The 17,943-nt window shown below is 72.1% G+C and carries 18 protein-coding genes; 11 read left to right on the top strand and 7 right to left on the bottom strand.

Translation table 11 applies throughout. The features are described from left to right. The first annotated feature begins 128 nt into the window (after window positions 1-128). Window positions 129-713 carry a YbjN domain-containing protein gene (locus tag ACGFIE_RS27115; protein ID WP_363679616.1) on the top strand — a complete coding sequence of 195 codons (585 nt, stop codon included), beginning with the start codon at window positions 129-131 and terminating at the stop codon, window positions 711-713. Between the two features lie 33 nt (window positions 714-746). Here ACGFIE_RS27115 and ACGFIE_RS27120 read toward each other — a convergent pair whose 3' ends face one another. The 3 genes from ACGFIE_RS27120 to ACGFIE_RS27130 all read right to left on the bottom strand — a co-directional run bounded on the left by ACGFIE_RS27120 (window position 747) and on the right by ACGFIE_RS27130 (window position 3,917). Beyond that, window positions 747-1,136 carry a globin gene (locus ACGFIE_RS27120; protein WP_363679614.1) on the bottom strand — a complete coding sequence of 130 codons (390 nt, stop codon included), beginning with the start codon at window positions 1,134-1,136 and terminating at the stop codon, window positions 747-749. 108 nt (window positions 1,137-1,244) lie between these two features. Further along, window positions 1,245-2,624: an MFS transporter gene (locus ACGFIE_RS27125; protein ID WP_393299678.1), complete on the bottom strand. Its 1,380-nt coding sequence runs from the start codon at window positions 2,622-2,624 to the stop codon at window positions 1,245-1,247. Window positions 2,625-2,858: 234 nt separating this feature from the next. After that, window positions 2,859-3,917, bottom strand: a complete 1,059-nt coding sequence (locus ACGFIE_RS27130) for a mechanosensitive ion channel family protein (RefSeq protein WP_393299813.1) — start codon at window positions 3,915-3,917, stop codon at window positions 2,859-2,861. A 266-nt stretch (window positions 3,918-4,183) separates the two neighbouring features. Between ACGFIE_RS27130 and ACGFIE_RS27135 the strand changes: the two genes are divergently transcribed. Then, entirely contained in the window at window positions 4,184-4,720 is a 537-nt protein-coding gene (locus tag ACGFIE_RS27135) for an HNH endonuclease (RefSeq protein WP_354860605.1), read from the top strand. Window positions 4,721-4,754: 34 nt separating this feature from the next. Here ACGFIE_RS27135 and ACGFIE_RS27140 read toward each other — a convergent pair whose 3' ends face one another. Next, entirely contained in the window at window positions 4,755-6,341 is a 1,587-nt protein-coding gene (locus tag ACGFIE_RS27140) for a DUF6194 family protein (protein WP_393299681.1), read from the bottom strand. Between the two features lie 54 nt (window positions 6,342-6,395). On the opposite strand from ACGFIE_RS27140, the gene ACGFIE_RS27145 reads away from it, so the two are divergent. Beyond that, a complete protein-coding gene (locus ACGFIE_RS27145) occupies window positions 6,396-7,175 on the top strand; it encodes a TioE family transcriptional regulator (protein ID WP_393299684.1) in 780 nt (259 codons plus the stop codon). On the opposite strand, the gene ACGFIE_RS27150 is transcribed toward ACGFIE_RS27145, so the two are convergent. The 3 genes from ACGFIE_RS27150 to ACGFIE_RS27160 all read right to left on the bottom strand — a co-directional run bounded on the left by ACGFIE_RS27150 (window position 7,121) and on the right by ACGFIE_RS27160 (window position 9,046). After that, window positions 7,121-7,888, bottom strand: a complete 768-nt coding sequence (locus ACGFIE_RS27150; protein ID WP_393299816.1) for a class F sortase — start codon at window positions 7,886-7,888, stop codon at window positions 7,121-7,123. The two genes, ACGFIE_RS27145 and ACGFIE_RS27150, sit on opposite strands and share 55 nt — an antisense overlap. A gap of 75 nt (window positions 7,889-7,963) precedes the next feature. Next, window positions 7,964-8,485, bottom strand: a complete 522-nt coding sequence (locus tag ACGFIE_RS27155) for a hypothetical protein (protein WP_393299687.1) — start codon at window positions 8,483-8,485, stop codon at window positions 7,964-7,966. A gap of 96 nt (window positions 8,486-8,581) precedes the next feature. After that, window positions 8,582-9,046 carry an Lrp/AsnC family transcriptional regulator gene (locus tag ACGFIE_RS27160; RefSeq protein ID WP_393299690.1) on the bottom strand — a complete coding sequence of 155 codons (465 nt, stop codon included), beginning with the start codon at window positions 9,044-9,046 and terminating at the stop codon, window positions 8,582-8,584. 148 nt (window positions 9,047-9,194) lie between these two features. On the opposite strand from ACGFIE_RS27160, the gene ACGFIE_RS27165 reads away from it, so the two are divergent. From ACGFIE_RS27165 to ACGFIE_RS27200, 8 genes are read left to right on the top strand one after another with little or no spacing between them, the layout of a single operon-like run. Then, the gene (locus ACGFIE_RS27165; RefSeq protein ID WP_393299819.1) at window positions 9,195-10,097 is read left to right on the top strand and encodes a tryptophan 2,3-dioxygenase; all 903 of its coding nucleotides are present in this window, start codon (window positions 9,195-9,197) and stop codon (window positions 10,095-10,097) included. A 20-nt stretch (window positions 10,098-10,117) separates the two neighbouring features. Further along, window positions 10,118-11,428, top strand: coding sequence for a kynureninase (gene kynU / locus ACGFIE_RS27170; RefSeq protein ID WP_393299693.1), 1,311 nt, complete (start codon window positions 10,118-10,120; stop codon window positions 11,426-11,428). Further along, complete coding sequence (locus ACGFIE_RS27175; protein ID WP_393299696.1) at window positions 11,425-12,762, top strand: FAD-dependent oxidoreductase; 1,338 nt, start codon at window positions 11,425-11,427, stop codon at window positions 12,760-12,762. Before kynU ends, ACGFIE_RS27175 begins: the two co-directional genes overlap by 4 nt. Window positions 12,763-12,785: 23 nt before the next feature. Then, on the top strand, window positions 12,786-14,267 hold the full coding sequence (locus tag ACGFIE_RS27180) for a 2-hydroxymuconic semialdehyde dehydrogenase (RefSeq protein ID WP_393299822.1): 1,482 nt from the start codon (window positions 12,786-12,788) through the stop codon (window positions 14,265-14,267). A gap of 20 nt (window positions 14,268-14,287) precedes the next feature. Beyond that, window positions 14,288-15,085: a 2-keto-4-pentenoate hydratase gene (locus tag ACGFIE_RS27185; RefSeq protein WP_393299699.1), complete on the top strand. Its 798-nt coding sequence runs from the start codon at window positions 14,288-14,290 to the stop codon at window positions 15,083-15,085. Continuing rightward, window positions 15,082-16,017 carry an acetaldehyde dehydrogenase (acetylating) gene (locus ACGFIE_RS27190; protein WP_393299702.1) on the top strand — a complete coding sequence of 312 codons (936 nt, stop codon included), beginning with the start codon at window positions 15,082-15,084 and terminating at the stop codon, window positions 16,015-16,017. Before ACGFIE_RS27185 ends, ACGFIE_RS27190 begins: the two co-directional genes overlap by 4 nt. Then, window positions 16,014-17,075: a 4-hydroxy-2-oxovalerate aldolase gene (gene dmpG, locus ACGFIE_RS27195; RefSeq protein ID WP_393299705.1), complete on the top strand. Its 1,062-nt coding sequence runs from the start codon at window positions 16,014-16,016 to the stop codon at window positions 17,073-17,075. Before ACGFIE_RS27190 ends, dmpG begins: the two co-directional genes overlap by 4 nt. Beyond that, window positions 17,072-17,845, top strand: a complete 774-nt coding sequence (locus ACGFIE_RS27200) for a 2-keto-4-pentenoate hydratase (protein WP_393299707.1) — start codon at window positions 17,072-17,074, stop codon at window positions 17,843-17,845. The genes dmpG and ACGFIE_RS27200 overlap by 4 nt, the downstream gene beginning before the upstream one ends. Window positions 17,846-17,943: the final 98 nt, after the last annotated feature.

Raw genomic sequence — 17,943 nt, forward strand, 5'->3', positions numbered from 1 at the left:
AGCTCATTCTTCTGGGCTGGTGCGGCCGTTGGGGGGATGCTTCAACCCGGCTGTCCGGGTACCGTCCATCCTCGGATCCAACGCACCGTAGGCGTCTGGATCCGCTGGGGAGTGAGGTGCGACGAGCGATGCCGTGGTGGTCATGGCGCCCCGGTCCCGCCGACGGCGGCGATCCGGAAACCCGAAGCGGGATCACAGTGGAGAGCGCGGTCCGGGTCGGCCCGCCGAGCCCTCGCCAGCCGGGGGACGACTGCCCCGGCAGCGACCGACCCGTACTGACCGAGATGCCGGCGACCATCGAGCCGGTGAGCCTGCGCCGTGTCTGTGACGCACTCGACCTGCTCGACGTGCGCTACCTGGCCGACGGCGACGGCAACCTGCTGGCCATGTGGGAGCGGCACGCCGTGCTGGTGACCCTCGAGGGCCCGGAGGACGAGATCCTGGTGATGCGGGCCCGCCCGCACGCCACCGTTCCGCCGGACTGGGCCGACCGGGCCTACCGGGTGGTCAACGAGTGGAACCACACCCGCCGCTTCTGCAAGGCGTACATCGGCGACCCCACCGAGCGGGGGCAACTGCCGATCTACGCCGAGTTGCAGGTGCCGCTGGGCGCCGGCACCCACGACGCTCTGCTGGTCGAGATGCTCGACTGCGGGGCGGCCGTGGCCACCAGCTTCGTGGACTGGCTGCACGACGAGGGCGCACTGCTCTGAGGCAGGCCGCGGCGTCCGTGCCGGAGCGCGCCGTCAGGCGCGCCCGGCCGGGTCCTCCATCATGTTGACCATGAAGTACGCGGCCCGCTCCAGGTAGTCCCAGAGGGCGACGGCGAGCGGCGGCTCCAGGTCGAGCCGGTCCACCGCCTGGCGCATGTGCCGCAGCCAGGCGTCCCGCTCGGCCACGCCGATTCGGAACGGAGCGTGCCGCATGCGCAGCCGCGGGTGCCCGCGCTGCGCCGAATACGTGTTCGGCCCACCCCAGTACTGCATCAGGAACAGGGTCAACCGGTCGGCCGCCGGACCCAGGTCCTCCTCGGGGTACATGGGACGCAGCAGCGGATCGCTCGCGACGCCGACATAGAACTCGTCCACCAGCCGACGGAAGGTGGGTTCACCGCCGACCGCCTCGAAGAGGGTCATCGACGCATCGGGACGGTCGGATTCACCTGCGGGGTTCACCGTTCCATCCTGCCAGGCGCGTCGGCCGCCGGCCCGACCCGGAGACCGTGCGTCGGCTCACGCCGCCGATCAGGTGACCGCGTGCCGGCGACGGTCAGCGACGGGCCCCGGGTCGCTGCCCGCCGCCGTGCCCTCAGCGGCGGTGCCGTCCGGCTCGGGGATCGCCTCGCCGTTCGCGGCGGCGGCGGCCGCCACGGCGTCGTCCACCGTCTGCTTGTCCGGCCAGCGCAGGGCGGTGACCGTCATCAGCAGCACTCCGGCCGCGCTCCACACCCCGACCACCACCGGAATGGAGAACCGTTCGGCGAGCAGCCCGGTGACCAGCACCGCAAGACCCTGGATGACCTGGACGCCGGTGGCCATCACGCCATACGCGCGGGCCCGGAACCCGTTCGGCAGCGCCCGGATGAAGAGCCCGTTGGCCATCGGCGTCATCCCGGCGACCGCGAACCCGCACAGGGCGGCCAGTAACGCCACCACCAGTGGTGGCGGGTCGAACAGCGCCGGCACCAGCACCAGGGGGGAGAACACCGCGAGGGGCCGCATCAGAGCCAGCCGGCGGGCCGGGCCGAAGATCCTGCTGACCAGCAGCCCACCCAGGATGAAGCCCACCGGGTTGGCGGCCATGATCACTGCCTGGGCGGTGCCCGCGTCCATGCTGCCCTTGGTGCCCTCGTTGGCCCACGCTGCCGCCAGCCCCTCGGGGACGATCGAGAAGAGCATCGCGCTGTAGACGAGCACTGCGATGGCCCGCAGCACCGGTGTGCCGAACACGATCTGGAACCCCTGGCCGGTCTCCCGGAGCAGGTGCGAGCGGTCCGCGCTGGTCATCGCCGCCGGCCGGTGCCGCACACCGAGGCGGACGAGAAGCGCGGAGAAGCCGAACGTGGCCGCGTTGAACAGCAGTGCCGCCGAGGGATTGATCGACGCGACACCGGTGCCGAGCAGGTAGCCGACGACCTGCGCGGCCTGCCCGATGCTGGCGTTCAGCGACAACCCGACCACCAGCCGGTCCCCGGCGAGGATCTGTGGCATCAGCGCCGACTTCGCGGCCTGACTCGGCGGGTTGGCCAGCGTGGTCGCGAAGAGGAGCACCAGCACCGCCGGGACCGGCAGGTTCGGGATGGCGATGAGCAGCATCAGCGCCATCCGGATCACGTCGCACGTCACCATCACCCGCCGGTACGGGTGCCGCTCGGCCAGCGCGGCGAGCAGAGGGCCGCCGAGCAGCCACGGCAGGTAGCTCACCGCGAACGCGGTGGCGGAGAGCGCGACGGAACTGGTCTCCTGGTAGACGAGGAGAGTCACCGCTGCCTTGGCGACGTAGTCACCGACCCAGGACAGTGTCCCCGCAGTGAAGACAGCACGGTACTCGCGCTGGGCGAACACTTCGCGAAAAGTGGCCGGGCCTTCCGCGGAAGGTCGCTCGTCGGGCACCGTCGCCTCCATCGGCCCCCGGAACGGCAACTCGTGGCGGCCGGCCCGGAAACTCTCGTCAGATCTACGGATCAGCGAGGATGTGACCACGCTCCGGCGGGAACGCGTGCTCCGGATTCTGCCCGATCGTCTGACAACTAGCTAGTGCGAACGGATCGTTCGTCGCATCCCCGACTGAACGAACGGACGATACCTGAGGGGCCGGGCGGCTCGCGACCCCTGTATCGCCGGCCAGTGTCGCCGACGTCAGGTGGCACCACCCTGGCCGGTCTCACCCTCCGGCAACGGCCGGCTCGACACACCGGGATAGATGCGGGCGGCGGCGATCTGCGCGGTGATCCCCGAGTTCTCCAGCGCCTCCGCCAGCCTGCGGCGCAGCTCCCGGCCCACCGCGAACTGACCGTCGGCGGTCGTCTTCACCACCGTACGGAGCACGGCGCCGTCCACAGTCATCTGCTCGACGCCCAACACCTCCGGCGCCTCCACGATCTCCGGCGACAGCTCCGGGTCCAGCGCGACAGAGGCGGCGGCCGTCCGCAGCACGGCGCTGGCCTCCTCCGTACCGCTGAAGCCGATCGGCAGGTCCACCACCACCAGCGCCCAGCCCTGGCTCTTGTTGCCCACCCGGACGATCTCGCCGTTGCGGATGTACCAGAGCACGCCGCGTCCGTCACGGACAGTGGTGACCCGCAACCCGACCGACTCCACGACACCCGTCGCCTCGCCCAGGTCGACGTTGTCGCCCACGCCGTACTGGTCCTCGATGAGCATGAAGAGCCCGGCGATCAGGTCCTTCACCAGGCTCTGCGCGCCGAAACCCAGGGCGACGCCGGCGATCCCGGCGCTGGCCAGCAGCGGGGCCAGGTCGAAGCTGAACTCGCGCAGGATCATCAGCAGCGCGATGCCGAAGACGAAGGCGGTGGTCAGGCTGCGCAGCACCGAGCCGATCGCCTCGGCCCGTTGCCGGCGGCGCTCCGGCACGAACTCGGCCGGGTCGACGGCCGCCGTGGGCACCCGCTCGCGCAGCGGCCGCAGCATGGTCGGCACCGCGCCGTCGGTGGTCGTCCGGACCAGCCGGTCGATCGTCCGGTGCAGCGCCCAGCGGGCCACCATCGCCAGCGCCAGTATCAGCAGCACCCGCAGCGGTTTGAGCAGGATCCAGTAGCTGCCCTCGGCGAACCAGGCCGACCTGGTGATCCCGTAGATCCACTCACAGTAGGTGCTGCCCTGGCAGTTCACCGACACGGCGTCGGACAGGGCAAGGGGCGTCTCGCTGGCGGCACTCACCCTGTCTTCGTACCGCAATGCCCCGGACCGACCGCCGCCGACCCACCGGCCGGGTGAGATGCGGCCGAGCGCCGGATCGGACCGGGGCGAACCGGCCATCGTGACAGGTGCGGGAAAGAGCTTCATGTCCGACCCCGGATTAGTACGTGCAATCCGGGGTCCGATCAGGGACTATTGGCGCAACGGACGTCGGTGATCGAACGGGCGTCGACGGTGCGGGCCCTCGTGCCCGGCTCCGGTCGGCGGCGTTTCGCAGCAGCCGCTGAACCGGGAGGGTGAGCGCGATGCCTGACATACGACCCACGGTGGGCTCCGGCGCGCTGGTCCTCAACGCCACCTACGAGCCCCTGTGTGTCGTGTCGGTGCGTCGCGCCGCGATCCTCGTCCTCTCCGCCAAGGCCGTCTGTGTCGCCGACGGCGACGGCATCCTGCACAGCGCGCGCGACGCGCTGCCGGTGCCGTCGGTGGTCCGCCTGACCCGCTTCGTCCGGGTGCCCTACCGCACCCACGTCGGCCTGTCCCGCCGGGCGATCTTCGCCCGGGACGGCTGGCGGTGCGCCTACTGCCGGGGGCCGGCCGAGACCATCGACCATGTCTTCCCGCGCAGCCGGGGCGGCCGGCACGCCTGGGAGAACGTGGTCGCCGCGTGCGCCCGGTGCAACCACACCAAGGGCGACAAGACCCCGGCGGAGCTGGGTTGGCGACTGCACGCCCTGCCGACCGCGCCGAAGGGCACCGCCTGGCGGGTCCTCGGGCACCGCGCTCCGGACCCGCGCTGGGCCGACTGGCTCGACCTGCGCGAGCCCGAGGCGGCCGCCTGACCCCGCGCCCCGACGCGCAGGAGCGCGGGTCGGCTCAGTCCCGCTGGCCGGCTGCCCGCCGCGTCGCGCGTTCGTGCCGGTCGACCGCCCGGCCGTGGGCGATCGCGAGTAGCCGGTCGACCTCGGGCAGCATCTGGGGACCCGGCATCACGATGCTGGCGAAGCCGTGCAGCGCGTACCCCGGGTGCGGCGTGACCGTGTCCAGCCGCGCGAAGTCGAATGCGTCGCGGTGCTCCTCGAACGCCTTCGGTGGGAAGCCGAACTCCCTCTCGAACTCGGCCCGGCCCAGGTCCAGGTTGAGCCGGAAGACGCCGGGGCGGTCCAGCTGTGCGGCCTCGTCGAAGCCGGGCACGTCATGCTCGACGACAGTGGCGAACGGCTGGCGGTGGTTCGAGCCGACGAAGAAGAACCGGTCGCCCCAGGCGCCTTCGGGTGACCCGTTCTCCTCGCTCGCCACCACCTGCTCGACGCCGGGCAGCGCGAGGATCCGGTCGGCGAGCACTGCCGCGTCGACTCCGGTCGGGATGTGCAGCACCGCGTCGGCGTGGTCGATGGTGGCCTGGTCCAGTGGGAAGTAGCGGTAGTCGTGCGCTCTCCGCTCGGCCGGCCCGATCTCGGCCGTGCGGACGTACCCGGGAAGGGTGACCTGCTGTTCGAGCCTGCCCTCGTAGGTCGACGCGGCGGGCGAGGAGATGCCGAGCGCGGGGCTCGCGCCGAGGCTGCCGACGATCACCGCGTACCGCTCGCCGAGCAGCGCTCCGACGATCGCGCCGGCACCGGCCCACGACACCTGCGTCGCGCCCGCCGTCATCGTGCTCGAGTGGCGTTGGAGGTGCGTGTTGTGCGCGAAGACAAGCGTGGGTCCACGGTGTGCCTCGGCCGCCCGGATCGCGAGCAGGTTCTCGGCCATCAGCGCGTCCCGCACACCGGCCAGACGGGCGAAGCGTTCCTCCTTTGGTAGTGGCGCCGCGGCCGCCGCGTGGTAGCGCAACAGCGCGACCGCCGACGTGGCGTGGACGAGTGCCGCCGGCCAGCCCGCGGATCGTCGGTGCGCCTGCAGATACAACTCGGTCAACAGGTCGTCGGCGAGCACCCGCAGTCGCTGCGCGTCGGACGAGCGTCCGATCGACCGTCCCGGCTCCCAGATCGCGGCCGTGTCGCTCCACCGGACCTCGTCCCCGACGAGGTCGTCGATCTCCGCCGATCGGTCCAGGTCGAGGAAGTCGCACACCCGCATCAGGTGACGTCGCGGGCTCGGGGCGCCCTCGATCTCCAGTGGGGCGTCGAAGCCATGAAGACTCAGGCGCTCGGCGGCGGGCCTGCCGTCGTTCCACTCGCGCATCCGCAGCAGCAGGTCACGGTTGGCCGGTGCCGCGCCGAACCCGTGGCTGAACCCCTCGCCGAGGGCGCGGTCGAGCGGCACGGCCCCGCCCTGCACGAACTCGTCGGCGAGCAGTCCCGCGGCCCGGTCGCTCTCCAGCGCGATCGACCGGTAGCCGTGCTCGGCCAACGTCAGGAAGGAGTCGTTGCGGATCTGGAGGAAGGCGGATTCGCCGTGCGTCGGCTCACCGAGCGCGAGCACTGTCGGCGAGCCGGCGAGCAGGTCGAGAAGGTTGGTCATTGCATCAACCGTATCGTTGCACCAGCGGTGGAGACTTCAGAGCGAGGGAGCGCGGTGACAACCCCAAAACCCTCAAACCCGCGGGTACGCCGGCCGGTCGACCTCGCCCGCCGGCACGGGCTGTCGGCGCAGGCCGTCCGCAACTACGAACGAGACGGTGTGCTGCCACCTGCCGAGCGCACCGCGAACGGCTACCGCCGGTTCACCGAGGTGCACGCCAAGGCCCTGAGCGCCTACCTCGCGCTCATCGCGGGTCACGGTCACGCGGCCGGCGGCGACATCATGCGGGCCGTCAATCGGGGCGAGATCGAGACGGCGTTGCGCGCGATCGACGACGGTCATGGGCTGCTGCACCGCGACCGGGAGACCCTGGACGCGGTCGAGGCGGCGGTCACGACTCTCACCGCGGCGGAGCCCGCCCCGCAGAGCCGCGGCACCGTGCCGATCAGCGTGCTCGCTCACCGCCTCGGCGTACGACCCGCGACTCTGCGCAAGTGGGAGTCGGCCGGGATCCTGGGGCCGGAGCGCGACCGGGTGACCCGTCACCGCGTCTACTCGCCCGACGACGTCCGGGACGCCGAACTCGCGCACCTGCTGCGCCGGGGCGGATACCGGCTGGACCACATCGCCGACGTGCTACGTCGGGTGCGTGACGCCGGTGGCGCCGATCCGCTCGCCGCGTCGCTGCGCCAGTGGCGCCGACGGCTCACCGAGCGCGGCCGGGCCATGCTCACCGGGGCCGCCCGGCTCGCCGAGTACCTCGACACCGGCGTCGGAGATCAACCATCGCGGGCCTTGACCAGTGAGGCGAAGACCACCAGGTTGTCCGAGTAGCCCCGCTCACCGCCCACCCACCGGCCACCGCAGGTGATCAGCCGCAGGCTGGGGCGGCTGAAGTCGCCGTACACCTCGTCCACCGGCAGCCGGTCCTTGTCGAACCGCTGCACCGAGTCCACCTCGAAGACCGCGACCCGGCCGTCGGAGCGGGTGACCTCGATCTGGTCGCCCGCGCGCAGGTCCCGCAGCTGGTGGAAGACGGCCGGGCCGGTGGTGGTGTCCACGTGTCCGACGATCACCGCCGGTCCGTACTGGCCGGGGGTGGGGCCCTTGTCGTACCAGCCGGCCTCCTGCGCACGGGCCACGTCGGGCACGGCGATGGTGCCGTCCGGGGCGATGCCCACGTCGTGCAGCGGCGCCCGCAGGTCGATCTTTCCGATGGTGAGGGCGGTCGGTCGGCTGGCCGGCAGCACCGGGAACTTCTTCGGCGGCGGTCGCAGGCCGGCGCTGATCCGGTCCGGCAGCAGACTCACGCCGGTCACCTGCTCGACGCCCAGCATCGCCACGATCACCACCATCAGCGCGGCCACGGCCAGGACCGGAATTCCCGGCCCGGTGCCGAGCCCACGCCGCGTCGACCCGACCCGGCGGCGCGGCGGCAGCGGCTGCGCGTCCGGATCAGTGGTGGCGACGCTGGCGAACCCCGCCTGCCCGGCGGCCTGGCGCAACCGACCCGAGGCCCGGGCCGCGAGCCGTCCGGAGGCGCGCAGGGCCGCCGCGGCCCGGAGGCGGGCACGGTGGTCCGACCGCGCACGCGCGGATCTGCGGGTCATGGCAGGTCCGGCTCAGGAGCCGGCTCCGCTCCGACGCCGGCCGCCAGCCATGCCGAGCGCGACCGCGGCGGCCACCAGGGCCACACCGCCGACGACCAGGACCGAGCCGGTGCCCCGGCCACCAGCGGTGCCGCCGCCGCCCGTCGCCGGCCCCTTGCTGGGCGACGCCATGTTGAGCACGGTCAGCATCGTCTGGGCCGTCTGGTTGTTCTGGCAGCGCAGGTCGACCTGGTAGTCACCGGGTTCCTTGTTGCCCGGAACGGTGACCTCCCCCTTGAGGAAGCCGTTGTCCGGTCTGAGCATCACGTGCCCGAACGCGTCGGAGTGCACGTTGGCCTGTCGATCGTTGTTGTTGTCGCAGCTCGCGCGGATCGTGACCCGGCCGCCCGCCGGGACGCTGTTCGGCGTCACCTCGACGAAGGTGTTCTCACCGGCACGCGCGGGCGCGACCGACAACAGGACGAACGCCCCGATGAGCCCCACAAGTGTCAGGACGGACGAGAGCGCGCGGTTGATCGTGCGAAGTCCCTGCATGATTTCCCCCCAACCGGCGACGACCGCCGGAACCCTCCCCTGGGCACGGGCGCTGAGTTCCCGCTGGCCCGGAGGCAAACCAGCGGGCGGGGAGGGTCAGCGGTGTCGGGCGCCGGAGTCGGCGGGAGGCAGTGGGGTGATCGGCTGCCAGTCCAGCGGGGACGACAGGACCATGGTGCTCGACGGCTGGCCGTACGGGGCGAGCCGGTCGATGACCGCCTCGAAGTCACCGATCGAGCCGGCGGCCACCTTGAGCATGCTGCACGCGTCGCCGGTGATCCGGTGGATCTCCAGGATCTCCGGCCAGCCGGACACCTCCGGGTCGTGCAGGATGCACCGCGCGCCGTAACAGGACATCCGGATCAGGGCGACCACCGTCCGGCCGGCCCGGGTCAGGTCCACGTGGGCGTGGTAGCCGGTGATGACCCCGGCCTCCTCCAGCCGGCGGACCCGCTCGGCGACCGCCGGCGGGGACAGGTGCACCCGGCGGGACAACTCGCTGAAGGAGAGCCGGGCGTCGGCCTGCAACTCGCGCAGCAGCGCCCAGTCCATGTCGTCCACGCTCGAACCTTACTTTCGTGAACCGAATTCGCCTAGCTGCCTTTGGTTCGTCAGGTCACGTCGGTAAGTGCCGTTGATTCGGCATTCCGCAGGCCGATCCCACCGCGAGATCATGACGTCGGTTGGTCCGGGGGAGGGAGACGAGATGGTGGATCAGACGGAGCGGCGGGCGCCGAACCGCCGTGCCACGGTGCAACCGGTGACCCCCGGGCAGCGCGCGGCGCAGGCGGAGCGCACCGGCGGTGAGCCGACCCTGGAGTTCGCCGACATGGTGCCGTACGACGCGTACGTGCAGGCCAGCGCTCTACACAAGATGCAGCACCCGCTCAGCGACGACCCGGGCGAGATGTCCTTCCTGATGGTCAGCCAGATCATGGAGCTGTACTTCGGGTTGACCTGCCACGAGCTGCGGGAGTCCCAGCGGCTCATCCGCGCCGACCAGATCTGGGAGGCGCTGGCCCCGCTGGGCCGCGCCGAGCTGCACCTGGAGGGGCTCAACGCCGCCTGGCAGGGCCTGCGCTGGATGAGCCCGGCCGACTTCAACAGGTTCCGCAACCTGCTCGGTGAGGCCTCCGGCTTTCAGTCGGCGATGTACCGGCAGCTGGAGTTCCTGCTCGGGCTTCGCGACCCGACGCTGATCCGCCCGTTCCGGCGGCAGGCCGAGGTGTACGCCGAACTGAGCGCCGCACTGGCCACCCCGAGCCTCTGGGACGACGTGCTCGCGCTGCTCGCCCGGCGCGGCTTCGACCTTCCCGCCGACCTGCTGAACCGGGACGTGTCGGTCGAGCACGACCCGCAGCCGGCTGTCGAGGCGGCCTGGGTGCGGATCTACGACGACGGCGGTCCGGACAACCACCTGCGGCTGCTCGGTGAGGCGCTGAGCGGTGTCGCCGAGGAGTTCGGCGACTGGCGGTGGAACCACGTCAAGGCGGTGCAGCGGACTATGGGCGCCAAGGTCGGCAGCGGCGGCTCCGCCGGACTGGCGTGGTTGCAACGCAGCATGGCCCGGGTGGTCTTCCCGGAGCTGTGGTCGGCCCGCACCGCGATGTGACCGGAGAGCGAGAACAAGCAATGACGACCCCTGAAGCCGAGCCGCTGGGCCTCGCCGCTGGCGAAGCGCAAGCGCACCGCCGCGACGAGGCCGACCCCGGCCACCGGCACCTGTTCCACGTGCCGCCCGCCGACGGCGGCGATCACCCCGAGTCGGCGTACCTCGCCGGCAACTCGCTCGGCCTGCAACCCCGGGCCACACGCGACGAACTCCTCGCCGACCTGGACGCGTGGGGGCGGCTCGGCGTCGAGGGACACCTGGAGGCGGAACGCGCCTGGCTGCCGTACCACGAGCTGTTGACCGGCCCGGCCGCGCGACTCGTCGGCGCCCGGCCCGCGGAGGCCGTGGTGATGAACTCGCTCACGGTCAACCTGCACCTGCTGATGGTCAGCTTCTACCGGCCGGCCGGCGTTCGCACCCGCATCGTCATCGAGGACAGCGCCTTCCCCTCGGACAGCTACGCGGTGCGTAGCCAGGCCCGTTTCCACGGCCTGGACCCGGACGACACCGTGGTCCGGCTGCGCCCGCGCCCCGGCGAGGACGCGCTGCGCACCGAGGACGTCACCGACTACCTGGCCGCCGAGGGTGACCGGGTGGCGCTGGTGCTGCTCGGCGGGGTCAACTACCTCACCGGTGAGCTGCTGGACATCCCGGCGATCACGGCGGCCGGCCGGGCGGCCGGCGCGGTCGTGGGCTGGGACCTGGCGCACGCGGTGGGCAACGTGCCGCTGGCCCTGCACGACTGGGACGTCGACTTCGCTGCCTGGTGCTCCTACAAGTACCTGAACTCGGGGCCGGGCGCGCTGGCCGGTGTCTTCGTGCACGAGCGGCACCTCGGCGACGAGGACCTGCCGCGCTTCGAGGGGTGGTGGAGCACCGCGGCGGCCACCCGGTTCGAGATGACGCCGGTGTCCCGGCCGCCGTCCACGGTGGAGGCCTGGCAGATCTCCAACCCGCCGATCTTCGCGATGGGCCCGGTGCGGACCTCGCTGGAGCTGTTCGACGCGGTCGGCATGCCGGCGCTGCGGGAGCGCAGTCTCCGGCTCACCGGCTGGCTGGAGTCACTGCTCGACGAGGTCACCGCCGACCGGCCGCTGCGCGTGGTCACCCCGCGCGACCCGGCCCGCCGGGGTTGCCAACTGTCGGTACGCGTCGGCGCCGGCAACGCCGCCGAGCTGACCAAGCGGCTGCGGCACGAGCACGGCGTCATCGCCGACGCCCGGGAGCCGGACATCGTCCGCTTCGCCCCGGTGCCGCTCTACTCGACGTACCTCGACTGTTGGCGGGCCGCCGCCGCGTTGGCGGCGACTGTGGGGCGGGTGACCTCATGACCGCGCGACGCGACGAGATCGCGATCATCGGTGCTGGCCTGGCCGGCTGTCTGGCCGCCTGCTTCCTGGCCCGGCGCGGCTATCCGGTGGCCCTCTACGAGCGGCGGCCGGATCCGCGTACCGGCACGGCCGAGCGGGGGCGCTCGATCAACCTTGCGCTCTCCGAGCGCGGGCTGGACGCGCTGCGCCGGATCGGCCTGGCCGAGCAGGTGATGACCGACGCGCTGCCGATGCGCGGCCGGATGATCCACCCGGTCGAGGGTGAGCCGCAGTTCCAGTCGTACAGCGCGGCCGGTGACCGGGCGATCAACTCGATCAGCCGGGGCGCGCTGAACAACGCCCTGCTGGATGCGGCGGCCGCGCTGCCCGGGGTCCGGATCGTCTTCGACCACCGGCTCGTCGGGCTCGATCCGGCCGACGGCACCCTGAGCTTCGACACCCCGCAGGGCCCGGTCGGCGCGAAGGCGTCGGTCGTCCTGGGCGCCGACGGTGCCGGCTCCGCGGTACGCGGGCAACTGCTGGCGTACGGGCTGCTGCGCGAGAGCGTGGACTTCCTCGACTACGGCTACAAGGAGCTGACGATTCCGCCGCTGGGCGGGGACTTCGCCCTGGATGAGCACGCCCTGCACATCTGGCCGCGGGGCACCTCGATGATGATCGCGCTGCCGAACCCGGACCGGTCCTTCACCTGCACGCTGTTCTGGCCCAACGAGGGCGCCGGCAGCTTCGCCGCGCTGGACGATCCGCTGGCGATCGAGCGGCACTTCGCCGAGCACTACCCGGACGTCGTCCCGCTGGCCCCGAACCTCGTCGACGACTACCAGCACAACCCGGTGGGGGTGCTCGGCACGGTGCGCAGCACCCCGTGGCAGGTCAACGGCACCGTCGGCCTGCTCGGCGACGCGGCCCACGCCATCGTGCCGTTCTACGGCCAGGGCGCCAACTGCGCCTTCGAGGACGTGGTCGAGCTGGACCGCTGCCTGGACGAGTGCGCCGACGACTGGTCGGCGGCGCTGCCGCTGTTCCAGCGCCGTCGGCAGGAGAACGCCGAGGCCATCGCGCGGATGGCGCTTACCAACTTCGTGGAGATGCGGGACAAGGTCGCCTCACCGGTCTTCCAGAACTGGCGACGGGTGGAGCACGCACTGGAACGGGCCCTGCCCGGCCGGTACGTTTCCCAGTACGAGTTGGTGTCCTTCTCCACCACCCCGTACGCCGAGGTGCGCCGCCGGGTCCGCCGGCAGCACCGGGTGCTCGGGTTGGTCGCCTGTGGTGCCGCGCTGTTGCTGGTCGGCGCGATCGGCGCGGCACTGAGCCGAGGGAGGCGCGCATGACCGGCACCTGGGACGCCACGCTGATGACCGGCCACGCCCCGGCCGGGCCGTCGCGGCTGCGCAACTTCGTGGGCGGCGAGTTCGTCGACGGCGTGTCGACGTTTCCCAAGGTGAGCCCGGTGACCGGCGAGCCGGTCTTCGAGGTGGTCGAGGCGTCGCGGTCCACCGTGGACGACGCGGTGGCCGCCGCCCGCGCGGCGCTGCGCGGCCCGTGGGGCCGGATGGGGGAGCGGGAACGCGCCGAGGTGCTGCGCCGCGTCGCCGACGAGCTGGAACGTCGCTTCGACGACCTGGTCACCGCCGAGGTCGCCGACACCGGGAAGTCCATCGCCCAGGCCCGTACGCTGGACATCCCGCGCGGCGCGGCGAACTTCCGGGCGTTCGCGGAGATCGTGGCGACCGCGCCCACCGAATCGTTCACCACCGTCACCCCGACCGGCGGCCGGGCGCTCAACTACGCGCTGCGCAAGCCGGTAGGTGTGGTCGCGGTCATCGTGCCGTGGAACCTGCCGCTGCTGCTGCTCACCTGGAAGGTCGCCCCGGCGCTGGCCTGCGGCAACGCCGTCGTGGTCAAGCCCAGCGAGGAGACGCCCGCCTCGGCGACGGTGCTCGCCGAGGTGATGGCCGCCGCCGGCGTACCCGACGGGGTGTTCAACCTCGTGCACGGCTTCGGCCCGGACTCGGCGGGGGAGTTCCTCACCCGCCACCCGGGCGTGGACGCGATCACCTTCACCGGCGAGTCGGCCACCGGTGGCGCGATCATGCGGGCCGCCGCCGACGGCGTGAAGGCGGTGAGCTTCGAGCTGGGCGGCAAGAACGCCGGCCTGGTCTTCGCCGACGCCGACCTGGACGCGGCGTTGGCCGGGTCGATGCGCTCAAGCTTCACCAACGGCGGGCAGGTGTGCCTCTGCACCGAACGCATCTACGTGCAGCGTCCGGTCTTCGAGGAGTTCACCGCCCGGCTGGCGAAGCGGGCCGGCGAGCTGGCGTACGGGTGGCCTACCGACGAGGCAACCGCCACCATGCCGCTCATCTCCCCGCAGCACCGGGCGAAGGTGCTCGGCGCGTACGAGCTGGCCCGCGCCGAGGGCGCCGAGGTGCTCACCGGCGGCGGCACGCCCACCTTCGGTGACGCCCGCGACGGCGGTTCGTACGTGCAGCCGACAGTGCTCACTAGCCTCGGCCCGGACGCGCGCACCAACCGGGAGGAGATCTTCGGCCCGGTGGTGCACGTCGCGCCGTTCGACACCGAGGAGGATGCGTACGCGCTGGCCAACGGCACCGAGTACGGCCTCGCGGCGACCGTGTGGACCCGGGACGTGGGTGTCGCGCACCGGGCCGGCGCCCGGCTGGACGCCGGCATCGTCTGGGTCAACACGTGGTTCCTGCGTGACCTGCGGACCCCGTTCGGCGGGGTGAAGGCGTCCGGCATCGGCCGGGAGGGCGGCGTGCACTCGTTGAACTTCTACTCCGAACTCACGAACGTCTGCGTGGACCTGTCGTGAGCCGTAGCGAGGGAGCGGGCATGGAAGCTGACATCGAGGCCGCCAACCGGGAGCTGGCCGACGCCCGCAGCACCGGCAAGCCGTGCGCGCCGCTGCGGGGCCGGCTGCTGCCGGAGGGCGACGTCGAGGCCGCGTACCGGGTGCAGCAGCTCCAGGCGCGGGCCTGGCAGGGCCGCGGCGAACGCCGGGTCGGCGCGAAGATCGGGTTGACCTCTCGGGCGGTGCAGGAGACCTTCGGGGTGTTCCAACCGGACTTCGGGATGCTCACCGATGCGATGGCGGTCGGCGACGGGGTCGAGGTGCCGATCGACCGGCTGCTCCAGCCGCGGGTCGAGGCGGAGATCGCCTTCGTGCTCGACAAGGATCTCGCGGACCCGCAGATCACCACAGTCGACCTGATCCGCGCGGTGGACCACGTGCTGCCGGCGATCGAGATCGTCGACTCGCGGATCGCCGGCTGGGACATCTCCATCGTGGACACCGTCGCGGACAACGCCTCCAGCGGGCTCTTCGTGCTCGGCACCACGCCTCGCCGCCTCGCCGACGTCGACCTGCGGCTGTGCGGAATGGTGCTGGAACACGCCGGCGAGCCGGTCTCGGTGGGCGCGGGCGCTGCCTGCCTGGGCAACCCCTTGCACGCCGTGGCGTGGCTGGCGAGCACCCTCGCCCGCGCCGGTGACCCGCTGCGCGCCGGGGACGTGGTGCTCTCCGGGGCGCTCGGCCCGATGGTGCCGGTCACCCCGGGCGCCGCGTACGAGGCCCGGATCTCCGGCCTCGGCTCGGTGCGGACATCCTTCAGCGACAGGGGCGGCCAGTGACCACCAACGTTGCGGTGCTGGGATCGGGAAACATCGGCACCGATCTGATGATCAAAGTGTTGCGGCTGAGTGACAGCCTGCGGATGGTGGCGATGGCCGGTATCGACCCGGCCTCCGACGGCCTGGCGCGCGCTCGCCGGCTCGGCGTGGCCACCACCGCCGACGGAGTGGACGGGCTCGTGGCGATGCCCGAGTTCGCCGACATCGAGCTGGTCTTCGACGCCACCTCGGCCGGCGCGCACCGCAGGCACGACGAGGTGCTGCGCGCGCACGGCCGGACTGTGGTCGACCTGACCCCGGCCGCGCTCGGCCCGTACGTGGTGCCGCCGGTCAACCTCGACGAGCACCTGCACGAGCCGAACATCAACATGGTGACCTGCGGTGGGCAGGCGACAGTGCCGATCGTCGCCGCAGTACGCCGGGTCACCCCGGTGGCGTACGGGGAGATCGTCGCGTCGATCGCGTCGAAGTCCGCCGGGCCGGGCACCCGGGCCAACATCGACGAGTTCACCGAGACCACGGCCCGGGCCATCGAGGTGGTCGGCGGGGCCGAGCGGGGCAAGGCGATCATCGTGTTGAACCCGGCGGACCCGCCGCTGCTCATGCGGGACACCGTCTACTGCCTCTGCCCGGACGCCGACGCCGACACTGCCGCCATCGCCGCCTCGGTGGCCGAGATGGTGGCGACTGTGCAGGAGTACGTCCCCGGCTACCGGCTCAAGCAGGACGTGCAGTTCGACCGGGTGCAGGCGTACGTGCCGACGCTCGGGCGGCAGCTCAACGCGTTGCAGGTGTCGGTCTTCCTGGAGGTCTCCGGTGCCGGGCACTACCTGCCGGCGTACGCCGGGAACCTGGACATCATGACCTCCGCCGCGCTGCGCACCGCGGAGCGGCTGGTCGCCATGCGTTCTTCGGAGGTGGCCGCGCCATGACCGACCTGTACATCCAGGACGTGACGCTGCGCGACGGCATGCACGCCATCGCCCACCGGTACACAGTCGACCAGGTACGCACCATCGCCGCCGCGCTGGACGCCGCCGGGGTAGCCGCGATCGAGGTGGCGCACGGTGACGGGCTCGCCGGTTCCAGCGTCAACTACGGCCACGGCGCGGCCAGCGACGCCGAGTGGATCTCCGCTGCCGCCGAGGTGCTGACCACGGCGAAGCTGACCACGCTGCTGCTGCCGGGCATCGGCACGATCGCCGACCTGAGGGCCGCGAAGGCGCTCGGGGTGACGAGCGTCCGGATCGCCACCCACTGCACGGAGGCGGACATCTCCGCCCAGCACATCTCCTGGGCCCGGGAGAACGGCATGGACGTGGCCGGGTTCCTGATGATGTCGCACATGAACGATCCGGCCGGGTTGGCCGGGCAGGCGAAGCTCATGGAGTCGTACGGGGCGCACTGCGTCTACGTCACCGACTCCGGCGGCCGGCTGCTGATGTCCGACGTGGCGCAGCGGGTCGACGCGTACCGGCAGGTCCTCGCCCCGGAGACGCAGATCGGCATCCACGCGCACCACAACCTGTCCCTCGGGGTGGCCAACAGCGTGCTCGCCGTCGAGCACGGCCGGATCCTCGGCGCCGGCCCGCTCGGCTCACCGTCCGGCCGGACCGTCCGCGTGGACGCCTCCCTCGCCGGCATGGGCGCGGGCGCGGGCAACGCGCCGCTGGAGGTCTTCGTGGCGGTCGCCGAGCTGCACGGCTGGAAGCACGGCTGCGACGTGTTCGCGCTGATGGACGCCGCCGACGACATCGTCCGCCCGTTGCAGGACCGGCCGGTCCAGGTCGACCGGGAGACGCTCTCCCTGGGGTACGCCGGGGTCTACTCCAGCTTCCTGCGCCACGCGGAGCGGGCCTCCACCAAGTACGGCGTGGACGTCCGGTCGATCCTGGTCGAGCTGGGCCGCCGCCGGATGGTCGGCGGCCAGGAGGACATGATCGTGGACGTGGCACTGGACCTGGCCGACAAGGAAGGTGGCGCAGCATGATCGGCGTAGACATCGCGGGGATCGCCGACAAGCTGGGTGCGGCTGCCGACACCGCCACCGCGATTCCGCAGCTCGCCGCCGAGACCGGTCTCGACGTGGACACCGCGTACGGCGTGCAGGCCGCACTGGTGCAGCGTCGCCTGGCACGTGGCGAGCGATTGGTCGGGCTGAAGATGGGGCTGACCAGCAGGGCGAAGATGGCCCAGGTCGGCGTGGACGAGGTGATCTGGGGGCGGCTGACCGACGCGATGCGGGTGCCCGACGGCGGTGCCGTGGACCCGGCCGCGTACATCCATCCCCGGGTCGAGCCGGAGGTGGCGTTCCTGCTGGACCGGCTGCCCGAGCCGGGTGAGCCGGTCGGCGACTTCGCCGGCGCGGTCCGCGCGGTCGCGCCGGCCATCGAGCTGATCGACTCCCGGTACGCGGACTTCCGCTTCTCGCTGCCGGACGTGATCGCCGACAACACCTCGGCGGCCGCGTTCGTTATCGGGCCGTGGTCGCCGGTGCCGTCGGGGTTGGACAACCTGGGTGTGCTGCTGGAGGTCGACGGGCGGGTGGCCCAGGTCGGCTCGACCGCGGCGATCCTCGGTGATCCGCGCCGGGCGCTCGACGAGGGCATCCGGCTGGCCGGCCGGCACGGGGTGCGGCTGGAGTCCGGCTGGGTGTTCCTGGCCGGAGCGGCCACGGCGGCGGTGCCGTTGCGTCCCGGCGCCCACGTCCGCGCGGTCGTGGAGAAGCTCGGCACGGCGTCTCTGCGGGCTTCGTCGTGAGGGGTCTCGTGGGCGCGGCCGTGGGGGTTCCGGGCAGCCCGACCGGCTCCGGGCGGTCAAGCTTGATCCCTGCGCCGGTCGGGCTGCCCGGAACCCCT

The organism is Micromonospora sp. NPDC049275, from assembly GCF_043197115.1.
Classification (GTDB): domain Bacteria; phylum Actinomycetota; class Actinomycetes; order Mycobacteriales; family Micromonosporaceae; genus Micromonospora.